The organism is Streptomyces sp. NPDC005141, from assembly GCF_053599975.1.
The window spans coordinates 97,653-112,610 of sequence record NZ_JBSFYW010000018.1 but is presented as its reverse complement, the minus strand read 5'-3'; the positions used below and the strand labels follow the sequence as shown (position 1 = coordinate 112,610).

At 69.1% G+C, this 14,958-nt stretch carries 13 protein-coding genes and 2 pseudogenes; 7 read left to right on the top strand and 8 right to left on the bottom strand.

Annotation, left to right across the window (positions count from 1 at the left end; all coding sequences use genetic code 11):
• The coding region (locus tag ACWD68_RS16920) for an FG-GAP-like repeat-containing protein (protein ID WP_451807194.1) at positions 1-1,331 on the top strand (1,331 nt) is incomplete at its 5' end.
• Positions 1,332-1,474: 143 nt separating this feature from the next.
• Here ACWD68_RS16920 and ACWD68_RS16915 read toward each other — a convergent pair.
• Together ACWD68_RS16915 and ACWD68_RS16910 are read right to left on the bottom strand one after the other, a co-directional pair.
• Positions 1,475-1,686 (bottom strand): annotated as a pseudogene (locus tag ACWD68_RS16915) (S8 family serine peptidase); the annotation flags it as partial.
• Between the two features lie 30 nt (positions 1,687-1,716).
• Positions 1,717-2,361: a DsbA family oxidoreductase gene (locus tag ACWD68_RS16910; RefSeq protein WP_451807193.1), complete on the bottom strand. Its 645-nt coding sequence runs from the start codon at positions 2,359-2,361 to the stop codon at positions 1,717-1,719.
• Between the two features lie 588 nt (positions 2,362-2,949).
• Between ACWD68_RS16910 and ACWD68_RS16905 the strand changes: the two are divergent.
• Positions 2,950-3,162 (top strand): annotated as a pseudogene (locus ACWD68_RS16905) (IS630 family transposase); the annotation flags it as partial.
• Between the two features lie 93 nt (positions 3,163-3,255).
• Here the strand turns inward: ACWD68_RS16905 and ACWD68_RS16900 are convergent.
• Both ACWD68_RS16900 and ACWD68_RS16895 read right to left on the bottom strand, forming a co-directional pair.
• Complete coding sequence (locus ACWD68_RS16900; RefSeq protein ID WP_451807192.1) at positions 3,256-3,729, bottom strand: VOC family protein; 474 nt, start codon at positions 3,727-3,729, stop codon at positions 3,256-3,258.
• Between the two features lie 892 nt (positions 3,730-4,621).
• A complete protein-coding gene (locus tag ACWD68_RS16895) occupies positions 4,622-5,077 on the bottom strand; it encodes a MarR family winged helix-turn-helix transcriptional regulator (protein ID WP_451807191.1) in 456 nt (151 codons plus the stop codon).
• Positions 5,078-5,268: 191 nt separating this feature from the next.
• On the opposite strand from ACWD68_RS16895, the gene ACWD68_RS16890 reads away from it, so the two are divergent.
• The 4 genes from ACWD68_RS16890 to ACWD68_RS16875 all read left to right on the top strand — a co-directional run bounded on the left by ACWD68_RS16890 (position 5,269) and on the right by ACWD68_RS16875 (position 11,206).
• Positions 5,269-6,306, top strand: a complete 1,038-nt coding sequence (locus ACWD68_RS16890) for a hypothetical protein (RefSeq protein WP_451807190.1) — start codon at positions 5,269-5,271, stop codon at positions 6,304-6,306.
• A gap of 135 nt (positions 6,307-6,441) precedes the next feature.
• Positions 6,442-6,717 carry a hypothetical protein gene (locus ACWD68_RS16885; RefSeq protein WP_451807189.1) on the top strand — a complete coding sequence of 92 codons (276 nt, stop codon included), beginning with the start codon at positions 6,442-6,444 and terminating at the stop codon, positions 6,715-6,717.
• Positions 6,704-7,459, top strand: coding sequence for a transposase (locus tag ACWD68_RS16880; protein WP_451807188.1), 756 nt, complete (start codon positions 6,704-6,706; stop codon positions 7,457-7,459). The genes ACWD68_RS16885 and ACWD68_RS16880 overlap by 14 nt, the downstream gene beginning before the upstream one ends.
• 369 nt (positions 7,460-7,828) lie before the next feature.
• Complete coding sequence (locus tag ACWD68_RS16875) at positions 7,829-11,206, top strand: S8 family peptidase (RefSeq protein WP_451807187.1); 3,378 nt, start codon at positions 7,829-7,831, stop codon at positions 11,204-11,206.
• 143 nt (positions 11,207-11,349) lie between these two features.
• Here the strand turns inward: ACWD68_RS16875 and ACWD68_RS16870 are convergent, their stop codons facing one another.
• The 4 genes from ACWD68_RS16870 to ACWD68_RS16855 form a co-directional block, all read right to left on the bottom strand.
• Positions 11,350-12,348, bottom strand: a complete 999-nt coding sequence (locus tag ACWD68_RS16870; RefSeq protein WP_451807186.1) for a helix-turn-helix domain-containing protein — start codon at positions 12,346-12,348, stop codon at positions 11,350-11,352.
• Positions 12,349-12,567: 219 nt separating this feature from the next.
• Positions 12,568-12,705, bottom strand: coding sequence for a VOC family protein (locus ACWD68_RS16865; RefSeq protein WP_451807185.1), 138 nt, complete (start codon positions 12,703-12,705; stop codon positions 12,568-12,570).
• On the bottom strand, positions 12,705-12,887 hold the full coding sequence (locus tag ACWD68_RS16860) for a hypothetical protein (RefSeq protein WP_451807184.1): 183 nt from the start codon (positions 12,885-12,887) through the stop codon (positions 12,705-12,707). Before ACWD68_RS16860 ends, ACWD68_RS16865 begins: the two co-directional genes overlap by 1 nt.
• A 38-nt stretch (positions 12,888-12,925) precedes the next feature.
• Positions 12,926-13,405 (bottom strand): winged helix-turn-helix transcriptional regulator, encoded by a 480-nt coding sequence (locus ACWD68_RS16855; RefSeq protein ID WP_054236497.1) that lies wholly within the window; start codon positions 13,403-13,405, stop codon positions 12,926-12,928.
• Between the two features lie 60 nt (positions 13,406-13,465).
• On the opposite strand from ACWD68_RS16855, the gene ACWD68_RS16850 reads away from it, so the two are divergent.
• Positions 13,466-14,923 (top strand): MFS transporter, encoded by a 1,458-nt coding sequence (locus ACWD68_RS16850; RefSeq protein ID WP_451807183.1) that lies wholly within the window; start codon positions 13,466-13,468, stop codon positions 14,921-14,923.
• Positions 14,924-14,958: the final 35 nt, after the last annotated feature.

The window sequence follows — 14,958 nt, the reverse complement described above, 5'->3', positions numbered from 1 at the left end:
TCGCCGCGGACGGCAAACCCCCCGCAGGCAGACCCGCCATCACCACCACCGTCACCATCGGCCGCACCGACCTGACCCAGACCAACGGCAGCGTCCTGTCGGCCATCCGGCTCGTCCCACATGCCGACCGGGATCTGGTGCTCGTCAAACTCGCCGCCAGGATCACTGACCCCGCCATCAAACCCGTGCCGTTGGCGACCACGCCCGCCGCTGCGGGAGAGGAGCTGGTGAAGGCCGGATTCGGACGCACCAAGACCGAATGGGTGCCCGACAAGCTCCACACCGGCACGTTCACCGTCGCCTCCACCACGGACACGACAGTGGACCTCAACGGCTCCGACACCGCGACCGTCTGCAAGGGCGACGCCGGCGGTCCCGCCCTGCGCACCGTCAACGGCACCAGCGAACTCGTCGCCATCAACTCCCGCTCCTGGCAAGGCGGATGTTTCGGCAACGATCCCACCGAAACCCGCACCGGTGCCATCGACACCCGCGTCGATGACATCGGTAATTGGGTCGATCACGCCACCTCCCGCAATCCGGACGACCTCACCGGTGACGGCAAGGCCGACCTTGCGGCCATCAAGTCCGACGGCATTCTGTGGATCTACCCCGGCACCGGAAACGCGAGCGGCAGCACCCTCGGCACCCGCTTCCAGGCCGGCACCGGCTGGCAGAGCCAGGACGCCATCACCACCGGCGACCTCAACAACGACGGCATCGGTGACCTCCTGTCCCGTCAGGCATCCGACGGCACGTTGTGGGTCTACCCCGGCACCGGAAAGCCCGGCATGGAGGCCTTCGCCACCCGCTACCAGGTCGGCAGGAGCTGGCAGACCCAGAACGTCACCCGCACCGGGGACTTCAACAGTGACGGGCTCACCGATGTACTGACCCGTCAGGCATCCGACGGCACATTGTGGGTCTACCCCGGCACCGGAAAACCCGGCATGGACACCCTCGGCACCCGCTACCAGGCCGGCACCGGCTGGCAGAGCCAGGACGCCATCACCACCGGCGACCTCAACAACGACGGGCGCACTGATGTGTTGTCCCGTCAGGCATCCGACGGCACATTGTGGGTCTACCCCGGCACCGGCAAGGCGAGCGGCAGCACCCTCGGCACCCGCTACCAGGTCGGCAGGAGCTGGCAGACCCAGAACGTCACCCGCACCGGGGACTTCAACAGTGACGGGCTCACCGATGTACTGACCCGTCAGGCATCCGACGGCACATTGTGGGTCTACCCCGGCACCGGAAAACCCGGCATGGACACCCTCGGCACCCGCTACCAGGCCGGCACCGGCTGGGGACCGTACCGCATCATCTGAGCGGCGGGGACGATCTCCGATACTTCCCCGCACCCCTCTCAAGGGTGCGGGAAGATCGGTGCCCAGTTGCTCCTCCTGAGGCATGCCCTCCTTTTCCGCCGCCTCGGCAACGAGTTGGGCAGCTTCCGAAGTGTCACCGGCTGGACCTTGCCGTTGAGGATCCGGGCTCCCGGCGCCACCCGTTTGTATCTCCCCCGGACTTGGCCCCGGTCCCGGCCGCGATGGACGCTGCATGGGTGCCGTGGCCGTAAAGGTCCTGTGTCGTCGGTGCGTCGGAAAAGTTGCGCTCGACCACAACCTGGCCTGCAAGATCGGGGTGGGCGGTGTCGATGCCGCTGTCCGGAACGGCGAGCCGCCGGAGACCCGGACCCTGGAGGAGACGGCTTCACGCCGCCGCTCGATCCGCCCAGGCCCTTTCCAGCGCCTGCGTGAACATCTCGGCCGACTGGACGCCATTCACCGCGTATCGCCGGTCCAGAACAAAGAAGGGCACGCCGCTGACGCCAACATCGGACGCGAGTCGCTCGTCGGCCCGCACCTCTGCGGCGAACGCCTTCGGATTGTCGAGCACGCTGCGAGCTTGCGCCCCGTCCAGCCCCGCTTCGACGGCCAGACTTACCTGAGTCTCCCTGTCGTAGACCGAACGCTCTTCCGCGAAGTTCGCCCGGAAGGCGAGATCCATCAGCTCGGCCTGCCGCCCATGCTGCTTGGCGAAGTGGATGAGACGGTGCACATCGAAGGTGTTGCCGAAGACCCTTCCACCGATGCGGTAGCCCAGCCCCACGGCTCGCGCCATGGCCGCGGCCTGCTCTTCGCGGGCGACCTGCTGCTCACGTGTGCGCCCGTACTGTGCCGCGACCGCGTCGATGATCGGCACCGCACCGTTCTCGGCCCGGGGATTGAGCTCGAACGACCGGTGGATGACCTCCACCTCGTCCCGATGGGCGAAGGCTGCGAGCCCCTGATCGAAGCGAGCCTTGCCCACGTAGCACCAGGGGCAGGCAATATCGGTCCAGACCTCAATATGCATGTCCATATCTCCTGTCATCTTCTCGGTAGGGTTCCGCGGCCCTCCCATCACGCGAGGGATCGGGCGGGCGACCTGCAATATAGACGACCGCCCGTCTATGCCATGACAGCGAGCTTGACGGGCGTGGTGTCCATGGGTCTGTTCCGTTCGAAGGGGGGATCCGATGGCTAGTAGCCGACCGGTCGTCTAACTCGCAAAAGTAGACGCCCGGTCGACGAGAGTCAAACGAGAACGGCCGTGAGGAGCGACACTCGACAGGGAGAGCCGGGATCGGGCGAACCCCATCAGCGCCGCCCCGGAAACCGGCCGGCGAACGTGGGGTGCCACCGAGAGCCCGAGCCTGACCCGGGTGGCAACTGGCCTCAGCTGCCTTGGAGTAGATCTGTCGGCTTCCGGCCCTGGGCGGCGCTTGCTGCCCTCGCACTCGACGAGGCAGGGAAAAGAGGGCGGTGGGCACCTGACTTGGTAGTCCGATCGGGCTGGTCCGGGAAGCCTGGGCGCCGAGCCACTTCGCGGAGTCCAGCAGGTTCACCGCGATGAGATGCGAGGTGAGGCGGGTGATCACCGGGAACCGTACAGCGTCCGCAGCACCCGACCGCAGACTTGCGTGAGTTCTTAGCGGCGAACACCGGCGTGCCTCACTGCGTTTCAGCTGCCTTCCCACGCCCCGGACCTGAACCCGCGGAAGGTGTGCGGTCTTTGGTCAAGCACGACCTCGGCAACCCCGCCGCTGCCGACCTGGGTCAGATCAACCGGACCGTGAAGCGCAAGCTCAGGATGCTGCCGTACCGGCCCCAGTTGCGCTGGGAGCCTCGACGAGCCGGGGACCGCGAGTCCAGAGGTGGCGTCGGTGCGTCGCGGTTCCAAGCTCGGTCAGGCTCCGCCGCCAGGATGTCAGCGGCCGGGGAAGCGCTCGGTGATCTCCTGAAGGACCCAGCCGTTGCCGTCGGGGTCACTGAAGGTGGCGTAGGAGGCGTAGGAGTCGCCCTCGGGGTTACGGCCCGCGATGCGCTCCTGGCCGGGGAGGTCGTGTGTGATCCTTCCGCCGGTGTGGTTGTGGAAGAACCGCCCCCGAGCGTCATGGAACACCTCGCTCACCTCGACGCCTCGCTCCAGGAGGTCCTTACGGGCCGCCTCGATGTCGGTGACTACGAGATAGAGGCCCTGAGTGGAGCCGGGCTCGGCAGAGGTGAGGCCTTCACCAAAGATGATCGATGCCTCGGATCCCGGCGGCGTGAGGTGGACTGCGCGCCACTCCGCGATGGGGGCGGCGTCTATGTCCAGGCGGAAGCCTGCCTTCTCGTAGAAGTCCTTGGCGCGGTCGACATCAGAAACGGGCAGGACGAGGAGCTCGAGCTTCAGGTTCATGGTTTCGTCTACTTCCTGTGAGTCAGGCGTCCGGAGCGAAGTCGTCACCGGTTCAACTGGTTACGAGCATGCGGCGCCACCCGTCACCTGTCAAGCAGGTGACGTGTTGATTTGGATCCAATTCGGGCATCCACGCGCCCACAAGCGGGCGTCTCCCCAGCCCAGACCTACGGAAGCCAGCAATAGGCCACCGTTCAGCGAGTCCGAAATGTCTAAAAAATTCACCCCGCAGCCCACCCGTCCGAGCCCTCGCCTTCAAGGTGCGATGTCGAGGAGCTTGGCGATTGGCGATTCCCGCGGTGTGCCATCTGAGGCGATCTGAGGCGCACGCAGAGTGGCGGACCGGCGTCTGAGCGCCGGGCGCTTCGGGAGCGGTTGCACAGGAAGGCGGCCGAACGGTTCGCCAGAGGTAACGAGCGTCCACTTGGCGCCTACGACCTGTGCGTCGCATCCGCTCGGTGCAGTGCCGCCGGAAGGCTTGGAACGAAGACGGGCCGAGGACGGACGGCAGAGCCTGACCTCGCAGGGCTCGACCTCACGGCCGCCGCTGAGTAACTAGCTGTTCGCAGTCCTCGATCTAGCCGGACGAGGGCGCGGCCGCACACGGCCGGCAGCACCAGCACCAGCACCAGCACCAGCAGGATGTCGTCGGCCCCGGCGGAAGGAACGCAATGGCTGTGCCGCGCTCCACCACACACCTTGATCTCGCGGGTACTTACTGAAGCATCGGCAGCGGGCGGCGACCGGGTACGCCTACTCCTGGACAGACAGCGCCACCTCGCCCGGGTACGCGGTTCACACGCGCGCCGCGGGGGCCGGCTGCGGCTTTCGTGAAGGTGCGGGCCTGGCAGAGAGGGAGGGCCCACCCGAGGCGCTCCCGGTGATCCGCCGCTTACTCGGCCCAGGGGTCGAAGCCTGCCTCGAGGACGTCCTCGAGGGTTGCGCGGAGCCGGGCGGCCCGATCCGCACCGAACTTCTCTTCGAACTGGGCCTGCACCGTGCGCCAGTAAGGAAGCGCGGCCTCCATACGGCTCTGGCCGTCCGGCGTAATGGAGACGACACGGGCGCGGCGGTCGGTCGAGGAGGTTTCGACGGTGACCAGGTTCTCTCGGGCCAGCGGTTTGAGGTTGGTGGCCAAGGTGGTGCGGTCCATGGCGATTATGTCGGCGAGGGCAGTGATCGTTATGGCCTCGCGGCCGCTCAGATGCCGGAGGATGCTGAACTGCGTCGTACGCAGGCCCGTCGGGGCGAGAGCCTTGTCGTAGGCGGCGCCCAGGTATCGAGCCGCCTTGCGCAGAGCAAGGCTGTTGCACGCGTCTACAGCATCCGTCGCCTCTGTGAGGGCCATGATCTCCTCCAGATTTCAGATCAAAATTAAGAGTACATGCGCCTAAGCGGCCTCGGATGCCGCCCCCGCCTCGCGCAGGAGGCGTCAGGGGCCACGCTTGCCATACCCTCAATAGGAGCATATGCTCCTATCTCCGAGGAGATGCTCTCCAGCCCTGCACTCCCCTCCCCCACTAGGCCAAAGGTCACCTCATGACTACCGCGACCGGATCGCCCGCCGAGCGCGAGCAGACACCCCCTTCGACAGGACGAGCCCCGAAACCGAGTCAGGGCGCTCGTAGGCCGCCGCTGAAGGCGTGGCTCCAGCCGACGCTCATTTCCCTGATCGTCGTGGCGGCCTTCATCGCCTGCTACGTCGGCCTTCAGCGCGATCCGCAGCCGCATCAGGTGCCGATCGCCGTCACCGGGCCCAGTCTGCCGGGAGAGGTTCAGGAGGCCCTGGGTGACACGGTCGAGGTCCGCCCCGCCGCAGACGCCGCGACGGCACGCCATGCACTGGAACAGCACGACGTTGTGGCGGTGCTCAGCGCCGAGACTCCCGATCACTTGAGCCTGAAGATCGCCGGAGCCGCCGGTACGTCCACCACGTCGGCCGTGAACGAACTCATCGACGCCTATGCCCATGGCGCCGGAACGCACGTCACCACCGAGGACGTCATACCGCTCGCGAAGCATGACGCTCGCGGCCTGGCGGGCTTCTACGTGGCGTTCGGCGTGTCGCTGGCCGGCTTCGTCCTGGGCTCGAACGTTCTGGGCCTGACCGGCATCATGCGTCTGCGCCACCGGCTGCTTCTGCTGACCGGCGCCTCCGTCGCCATCGGGATCGTGGGGGCGATCCTCGTCGGCCCGGTCCTGGGCGCCGCCCCTGCACCGCTCATCCCCCTCATGTTCGTCCTGGCCCTGCTGGCCGCGTCGGCCGCATTCACCACCAAGCTCCTGGGAACCCTCCTCGGACCGATCGGGTTGCCGATAACCACCCTCGTACTACTGACCGTCGGCAACGCCACCAGCGGCGCCGTCATCGGAGCCAACCTGCTGCCCGCCGGGGCGAGGGCGATCTCCGCACTTCTGCCGCCCGGCGCTGCCGTCCGCGCTATCGCCGATCTGAGCTACTACGGCGGTTCCCACCTGGCCATCCCCGCGATCACGCTGGCCCTGTGGGCGGCAGTCGCCGGACTCGTACTGGCCTGGCATCCCCGCCTGGCGCGACGCCGGGCAGTTGCCGGCTGACCGTCACCTCACCGAACCCGCTGTTCCGCCCGGGACAAACCCGGCACGAGCAGCGGTTTCGTTTGAGCCATGACCAGCGTTCGCCAGTTCCCTGACGGGTGACGTCGGACTTGCGGCCATACCGTCACCCCTTGATTGAGTGACAAGGCGGTCCGGTCAGTCCAGGCCGCCAAGGCGTCCGGGATGGTCTGCCTGCGCGTCCCGCACGACACCATCGACGGCCGACGGATCCAGCAGGTCTGGAACGTCGCCTCGACGACCAACGCGATCCTGGAACTCGGCGACAAGCTGGTCTGCCAGGGGATCGAGCGGGTGGTGATGGAGGCCACGGGCTCGTACTGGCGCCCGCGCTGTCTCGGACCTGTTCGGCATGTCCGGGCGGGCCATGCTCGACGCGATGGGCGCCGGTGAACGCAACCCCCGCACCCTCGCCGACCTGGCCAAGGGCAGTCTGGTCAAGAAGAAGCCAGCCCTCATCGAGGCCCTGACCGGCCAGTTCGAGGATCATCACGCCCGGCTGCTGCACGTGCTGTTGGCCACCGTCGACCATCTCACCGCACAGGTCCAGGAAGTCGACCGGCTCATCGCCCGCATGCTGGAGGAGGTCACCACCCCGTGCGACGGGCCGGGAACGGGACTGTCCACCCGCGGCGTGGACGCCCGCATCCTGGCCGAGAAGCTGGACGTCGTCCCTGGGATCGGGCCGGCCACCGCGCAGATCATCATCGCCGAGATCGGCGCGGACATGAGCCGCTTCCCCACCCCTGAACACCTGGTGTCCTGCGCTAAGTTGCGCCCCCGCACGATCCAGTCCGGTGCGAAGAACACCACAGGCCCGGCCGGGCAGGGCAATCCCTGGCTCAAGGGGGCGCTTGGCGAGGCCGCCAACGCCGCCGCCCGCACCGACACCTTCCTCGGCGCCCGATACCGGCGCATCGTCAAACGCCGCGGCCACGCCAAGGCCCTGGTCGCCGTCGCCCGCTCGCCACTCGCCATCACCTGGCATCTGATCAACGACCCGGATGCCTTCTACCAGGAGCTCGGCTCCGACTGGCATCAACGCCATCTCAATCCCGCACGCAAGACCCGCGACCTCGTCCGGCAGCTCCAGGCCCTCGGCCACCAGGTCACCCTCGAACCCGTATCCGTCTGACCGAGCCCGTCCCGACAACCGGTCCGCAAGCGGCCCGGATGCTGCCGCCTGCCCTCCCGAACCTCGATTTTCCGATCAGCTTCAGAGTCAAGCTAAGGGCTCTGGGTTACGGCACAGTACTCGCCGCCGAGGGCAGCAGAAGGGCTTCCGGTCGAGCCGGCAAGGAAAGACTGTGCGTGATCTCCGGCGGCCGGCTTGACACCACCCGGGGAGCGACTCGCTCGGTTCGTCCATGAGCCGCCAACCTGGCCACTTTTGCCCTCTTTATGAAGTATGGGGGTTGGCGTAAAGGTGACTTGACGCCTGGTGGACAGGGCAAACTGCTGACCTCGGCACTTGACGGCACCACGCTGTCCTCCCATGAGAGACATGAACAACAGGTGGCGTCCCGGGATCCGCCCTCCCCGGCCTCGGCATTCGGCGGCGGCCGCCGCCCTCGTGGCGCTCGTGGCCGGTCTGACCGCCGCCCCCGGCGCCGCTCAGGACCTCGGCCCGCACACCGGGCGAACGGAAGCCGCCGCGCAGACCGGAGCGGCCCGGTCGCCGATCATCTCCCGGCATCAGCTCACCCTGATCACCGGCGACCGCGTCACGCTGGAGACGGACACCTCGGGCAAGCAGAGTGTGTCGGTCGAGCCCGCCGAGGGCCGCGATCGAGTCGCGTTCATCAAGCGCCAGGCCGGTCGCGACTGGACGGTCATACCCGCCGATACACTGCCGCTGCTCGCGGCGGGCCGCCTCGACAAGGCGCTGTTCAACGTCTCTGCCCTGGTCCGGGGCAAGTACGCGCAGCGGTCGAGCCTGCCGCTGATCGTCGAGTACGCCGGGGACGCGGGCACCGCCCGGCGACAGCTGACCGCCGCCGGTGCCGACACCGTCCGCCCCATCGGCGGGACCACCTTCGCGACCCTCGGCGAACACCGCGCGGACGCCGCCGGGTTCTGGAAGGGCATCGCCCCCGGCCGGGCGGACGCCACGTCCTTCGGAGCGGGTGTGCGCCGGGTCTGGCTGGACGGCCACTCAAGGATCCAACTCGACAGGACGGTGCCGCGCATCGGGGCCCCGCACGCCTGGGAGAAGGGCTACACCGGCACCGGCGTCAAGGTCGCCGTACTCGACACCGGTTACGACCCCGACCACCCGGACCTCAAGGGCCTCGTCACCGAGTCCGCGAACTTCACCACCGAGCCGAACACTGACGACCTGAACGGTCACGGCACCCATGTGACCTCCACGGTCGCCGGTTCCGGCGCGGCCTCCGACGGCAAGTACAAGGGTGTGGCACCCGGTGTGCAGATCCTGTCCGGCAAGGTGTGCACCGCGGACGGCAATTGCGACAACTCGAACATCGTCGAGGGACTGGCCTGGGCCGCGCAGCACGGCGCCAAGGTGATCAGCCTCAGCCTGGGCGACACGGACACGCCGGAGACCGACGCCCTCGAGGCGATGGTCGACACCGTCACCCGCGACTACGGCACGCTGGTCGTGGCTGCGGCCGGCAACAGCGGCCCCGACAAGGTGTCCTCCCCCGCCTCCGACGACAATGCCCTGGCCGTCGGCGCGGCCGAGGACGACGACGACGTCGCCGTCTTCAGCTCGCTCGGTCCCCGGGTGGGCGACTCCGGACTCAAGCCGGACATCATCGCCCCCGGCGTCAACGTCGTCGCCGCGCGGGCGGGCGGTACCACCGCCGACGACGGCTATGTCGCGATGAGCGGCACCTCCATGGCCACGCCCCATGTGGCCGGCGCGGCAGCCATCCTGTTCCAGGAGCACCCCGACTGGACGGCGGAGCAGGTCAAGCGCCAGCTGATGCAGTCGACGAACGGTGCCAAGGAGCACGGCGCCTACTTCCAGGGCGCCGGACGCGTCGACATCGCGCGGGCGGTCGACCAGAACGTCGGCGCCGACACCACGGCGCTGGACTTCGGGCTGATCCGGTGGACGGACGGCAAGCGGCCCCCGGTGACCAAGACCCTCACCTACCGCAACCCGGGCGCCGCGCCGGTCACCCTTCGGCTGAAGGACAACCCGAGCAGCGGGAAGAAGGACGTGCCAGCCACCGCCGGGCTGTTCCGGCTCAGCGCCGACACGGTCACCGTGCCCGCGCACGGAACGGCGGACGTCACCCTCACCGCGTCCCCGGAAGCCGCCACGACGTACGCCCCTTACAGCGGTGTGGTCACCGCGAGCACCGCGGACGGCCAGGTGTTGGTGCGCGTCCCGTTCGGCATGGACGTCGAGCAGCCGTCGTACGACCTGCGCATCGACATGAAGAGCCGCACGGGCGCGGCCCCCGACAACGCCTACCTGCTGGTCAACTCGGCCGACGGCAAGGCGTACGAGGTCGAGGCGCTCGGCAGGAGCAGCACGGTGGTGCGGCTGCCGAAGGACACCTACTCGGTGAGCGGCTTCTACTTCGACGCCTCCTTCACCGAGGGCACCATCGTCGGCGTGCCGAAGGTCGTGATGAGCGCCGACCGGCAGGTGACCATCGACGCCCGGAAGGCGAAGCCCGTCACGGTGTCTGCACCGAGTCGCTCCGCGCGCATCATGTCCGCAGAGATCGGCACCATCAGCATGGCCGACCAGCTGCTCTCGGTCACCATGAACAACGCGATCGGCACCGACCACATCGACGGCGTGTACGCGGTGCCGACGGCCCGGTCAAAGGATTCGAAGTTCACGTACCTCGTCACCAGCGTCTGGGGCGACCCGGCCGGCCCGGACGGGAACCCCGCCTCGGTCTACTACCTCACGCGACCGGTGCACGGTGCCATCCCGGCGGATCCCGCCTACCACCCCCGCAAGTCGGAACTGGCCAGGGTGAACACCACGTTCGCCGCCACCACGCCGGGGACGACGGCCATGCGCCTCGTGTGGACGTACGTCGACAACATCCGCTTCAGCGGCCGGGCGATGGAGGGGATCCCGGTCCCGGCCCGCCGGGTCGACTACTTCTCGGCGGCCGACGGCCTGCGCTGGCAGACGGCCTTCGACCAGAACAGTTTCCTCGACCCGAACGCGCACGGGCAGAGCTACCTCAGCGACCTGCACGGCTACAAGGCCGGCTCCCAGGTCGAGGAACGCTGGAACGGCGGGATCCAGGCCGTGGGCCTCTCGGACCAGATGGCCGCCTTCCGTGAGGGCGACACGATGTTCCGGCCATTCCAGTCGGCCGCCAACGGCAACCTCGACCTGGTGGCCGACACCACGTCCGGCCTGCCCGAGGTGAAGCTGTGGCGCAACGGCGAGCTGGTCTCCCAGGACTGGAGCATGAGCGACGTCCCGGCCGACGCCACCCCCGCCGACTACCGCCTGACGGTCGAGCACAACCGTGACATGGCCCCCAGCTCCGTCTCCACGAGTGTGCGGGGGGAATGGCGGTTCCGGTCGCAGAGCACGGCGACCCGGCAGGCGCTGCCGCTGTACGCGGTCCGTATGTCGCCGAAGCTGGACGAGTGGAACCGGGCCGAGGCCGGCCGCAAGGTCGACATGCCGGTCCTGATCCAGCGGACGGCCGGCGCCCCAGCATCGCCCATCCGCGTCTTCACCACCGAGGTCTCCTTCGATGAGGGGAGGACCTGGAAGTCGGTGCGGGTCAAGGGCTCCGGCATGGAGCGCACCGTGACCGTGGAGCACCCGCGCCGCGCAGCGGGCGGCTCGGTCAGCCTGCGCGTCTACGTCGAGGACGCGGCGGGCAACTCCTTCAAGGAGACCGTCATCAAGGGCTACCTGCTCAAGTAGACGCCTTCGCGGAGTAGCCACGTCCTCGAGTAACTGCTTCCGCGAGTAGCGCAGTCCGGCCGCAGCGGCCGGACGAACGGGGACAGGGCCCGCCGGACACGTCCGGTGGGCCCTGTTCGTGTGCGTTGCGGCGTCCGCCGTGCTCAGAGCCAGTCGCGGCGGGCTGCGTGCCAGCCCAGCTGCATACGGGTCACGACGCCCGCAAGGCTCATCAGGCCCTGGATGCGCCGCTGGACGGTGCGCTTGCTGACCCGCAGCTGTCCGGCTATCGCCTCGTCCGTCATGCCGGCGACCATCAGGGAGAGCAGGTGCCGGTCCTCCCCGACCGGCGAGGCGGCATCCGTGGTGCCGGCGCCGCCGATCTGGCCCTCCTCGGTCACCCGGAGCGGGGCACCGATCTCCCAGTGGTGTTCGAACAGGGCGATGAGCGCGTCCAGCAGGCTGCTCTCCCGCACCACCGCGGCCCGCAGTTCCCGGGGGTTGCGGGACGTGCCCGAGGCGGCCAGCGGCAGGATGGCCACCGAGCGGTCGGCGATCGCCATCCGCAGCGGCAGCAGAGGCACCGCCCGGGCGACCTCTCCGGCGCACACGCCCTTGACGACGTAGTCCACCGAGTCGGGGTCGTCGAAGTACGCCTGCTCGTACAGGGCTCTGTAGAGCACGCCCCGGTCCAGCGCGTCGAACTCCTCCTGATTGCTCTCCGGGGACATGGCCACGTACTGGGCCTTCACGAACCACATCATCTCGCGGCCGGCGCCGTGCTGGAGCTGGCGCAGATGCTGGCGTAGTGCCGCCGCGCCGGTGATGATCTCGACGACCTCGCCCGTGCTCCGGGCCCATGCGCTGCGGCGGTGTGTCTCCGCAAGTTCGTAGACGGCCGCCCGGGTCTGTTCCAGGGCGTCGAAGTGGCGTTGGAGCCGGGGCATAAGAGCCACCTGCGGCGGCACGGCCGTGAACCATTCGGGATTGTCCTCGACCGCCGACGCCAGGCCCTTGTGCTCCAGCGCGCGCAGCAGCAGCCGCGCGGTCACGACGTCGAGGTCCGAGCGGCCGGAGATGTCCTGAGCGGACGCCGTCCCGGTGGCGACCAGAAGACGGTACACCTCGCTCTCATCGGCCGTCAGGCCCATCGTCTCCAGCATGTCGCCACCTTTCTCACCATCCGGGCCGCCTCCGCCCGGGTTTCCGCGGGGGGAACGCGGTCGTCCCGGCGGATGATTCCACCAGCCCCTGCGACCAGGCACCACGACGGTTGTCGCCGGCGATCTGGTTCACCGTGTCGGGGCGGTGCCGTCAGCATCCGGTGGACCCCGGGCGGGGCCGCTCGAGTGTCACAGACTGTGGGCCACGGTCTGGCGAGGTTAGTACAGCGGCAGTTCGGCGCCACTGGGCAGACGCACCGCTGTCAGCCTGCACCAGCGCTGTTCGCTGACCGGGCGGGTGATCTCGGCGCCCCGCGCACGCAGTTCCCCGAGCTGGGCGTCGAGGTCGTCGCACATCAGACAGAACTCGTGCTGGGGGCGCCCTCGGTGGGGTGTACGGCGAACTCTGCCGGGGGCAGCTTGAAGATCAGCCACCCGCCGCCCGCGTCGACACCGGGGAAGGCGAGGACGTCGCGGATGAAGGCGCGGTCGGCCTCCGCGTCCTGGCTGTAGAGGATGGCGTGGGCGGCGTTGATCATGCCGGACCTTCGTTTCGCTGAGGTGGGGACCGTTCGGTCTACGGGGTCGTCACCGGGCCCGACTGGTCCCAGCCGGGTACGAGGTCGTCACGGTGGACATCTTCCCCGTGGACCCGCTCGCCGCAGGTCTCGCACACTGTGTGGGTGACGAGTTCGTGATCCCGGTGCCGGATCCGGCCGGGCGGTGCGGTGACGACCCAGCGGTCGCCCCAGCCGATCAGCTCGCGGGTGATGGCCCCCAGATCGCGCCCGGCCTCCGTCAGGTAGTAGCCGCTGTAGCGGGCGTCGTCCGGCAGCGGGCGCCGTTCGAGGACGCCGCTCTCCACCAGCGCTTTCAGGCGCGCGGCGAGCCGGTCCGTGGGAGCGCCGGTGTTCCTGGCGATCTGTCGGAAGCGGTGGTTGCCGAGCATGACCTCGCGGATCGCCGGCAGGGCCCAGCGGTCTCCGATGATCTGGAGGGCCGCGGCGAGGGAGCACGGGCGCCCCGCCATGTCCCGGGGGTCGATGCGTGTGGTCATTGTCCCAGTATCACCCGGCAGGGTTTGATTTCCAAATCACCCTGTGCTTGGGTTGCATCCATGCTGCTTCGATTTTCAAAGCACCCTCGGGCGGCCGCCGCAGTCGTCCTGGTGGCCGTCTTCATGACCAACCTGGATCTGCTGATCGTCAACGTCGCGCTGACCGCCGTGGGAGAGGACTTCTCCGGAGGCGGCGGCGCAGCGGGCCTCGGATCGCTGTCCTGGGTCCTCAACGCCTACGCGATCACCTTCGCCGCGCTGCTGGTGGTGGCCGGGCGTGCCGGTGACCGCATAGGGCAGCGGCCGGTCTTCCTCGCCGGGATCGCCGTCTTCACGCTCGCGTCGCTGGGCTGTGCCCTGGCCCCGAACCTGGGAACCCTCATCGTGGCCCGGGTGGTGCAGGCCGTAGGGGCGTCGGCCCAGATCCCGACCTCCCTGGCCCTGTTGCTGGCGGCGGTGCCGGCCGAGCGCCGCACCCAAGCCACCCGCGGCTGGGCCGGGGTCGGCGGACTCGCCGCGGCCGCCGGGCCCGTCGCCGGTGGCCTGCTGACCGAGGTGGACTGGCGGTGGGTCTTCGCCGTCAACCTGCCCATCGGCATCGCGGCGCTCGTCGTCGGCCGATCCGCGCTGCCGAAGCCGGCCGCGCAGGAGACCGGGCCGCTGCCCGACCTCCTCGGCGCCCTGCTGGTCATCGTCTCGATCGCGTCGCTGTCCGGGGCGCTGGTGCAGGCACGCGACCAGGGCTGGACAAGCGGCGAGACCCTACTGCTGCTGGCCGTCGCCGTGATCGGCGGCGCCTCGTTCGTGCTCCGGTCCCAGCGGCACCCCCGTCCGCTGTTCGAGCTGGACCTGCTGCGGCTGCCGCGCTTCGGTGCGGCGAACGCGGGCAGCCTCCTGTTCGGCGTGGCCTTCTCGATCATGCTGCTGTCGAACGTGCTGTGGTGTCAGGAGGTCTGGCACTGGAGCGCGCTGCGCACCGGTCTCGCCCTGGCTCCCGGCCCCGCGCTCGTGCCCGTCGTCACCGTGCTGACTACCCGCGCCGCGCAGCGCTTCGGGCAGGGACCGCTGATCGCGGCGGGCGGCGTGCTGTTCGCCGGTGGCATGGTCTGGTTCGCGATCTTCGCGTCGGTCACACCGGACTACGTGAGTGAGCTGCTGCCCAGCCAGCTGCTGACCGGTGCGGGAGTGGGCCTGGCCCTGGGCACACTGGTGGCCGCCGGCGTGCACGCGGTACCGGGACACCGTGCGGCGACCGGGTCGGCGCTGGTCAACTCAGTACGCCAGATCTCGGCCACGATCGGCGTCGCCGTCCTGGTCGCGGTCGTCGGCTCCCATGTCGACGCCACCTCACACCACGACTTCCGGGTCGTCTGGTACACGGCCGCGGCGCTGAGCCTGGTGACCTCGGCGGTCGGGGCGCAGCTCAGCCGAGGGCGGGGCCAGGGCCCCGAGCGGACGGGACCCGCCGCGCCGAAGGAAGCCGAGGCGACGGGGCGGGCTCTGCCGCAGACACCCTGACCGGCCGCTGCCGTCATGCCATCGCGAACGGGCGG

Excerpts from the sequence above, each read along its gene's own strand:
- ACWD68_RS16855 (WP_054236497.1), bottom strand. The coding sequence starts at position 13,405 with ATGACCACACGCATCGACCCCCGGGACATGGCGGGGCGCCCGTGCTCC.
- ACWD68_RS16910 (WP_451807193.1), bottom strand. The coding sequence starts at position 2,361 with ATGCATATTGAGGTCTGGACCGATATTGCCTGCCCCTGGTGCTACGTG.
- ACWD68_RS16900 (WP_451807192.1), bottom strand. The coding sequence starts at position 3,729 with ATGAACCTGAAGCTCGAGCTCCTCGTCCTGCCCGTTTCTGATGTCGAC.
- ACWD68_RS16875 (WP_451807187.1), top strand. The coding sequence starts at position 7,829 with ATGAACAACAGGTGGCGTCCCGGGATCCGCCCTCCCCGGCCTCGGCAT.
- ACWD68_RS16895 (WP_451807191.1), bottom strand. The coding sequence starts at position 5,077 with ATGGCCCTCACAGAGGCGACGGATGCTGTAGACGCGTGCAACAGCCTT.
- ACWD68_RS16850 (WP_451807183.1), top strand. The coding sequence starts at position 13,466 with ATGCTGCTTCGATTTTCAAAGCACCCTCGGGCGGCCGCCGCAGTCGTC.
- ACWD68_RS16860 (WP_451807184.1), bottom strand. The coding sequence starts at position 12,887 with ATGATCAACGCCGCCCACGCCATCCTCTACAGCCAGGACGCGGAGGCC.
- ACWD68_RS16880 (WP_451807188.1), top strand. The coding sequence starts at position 6,704 with ATGGGCGCCGGTGAACGCAACCCCCGCACCCTCGCCGACCTGGCCAAG.
- ACWD68_RS16870 (WP_451807186.1), bottom strand. The coding sequence starts at position 12,348 with ATGCTGGAGACGATGGGCCTGACGGCCGATGAGAGCGAGGTGTACCGT.
- ACWD68_RS16865 (WP_451807185.1), bottom strand. The coding sequence starts at position 12,705 with ATGTGCGACGACCTCGACGCCCAGCTCGGGGAACTGCGTGCGCGGGGC.
- ACWD68_RS16890 (WP_451807190.1), top strand. The coding sequence starts at position 5,269 with ATGACTACCGCGACCGGATCGCCCGCCGAGCGCGAGCAGACACCCCCT.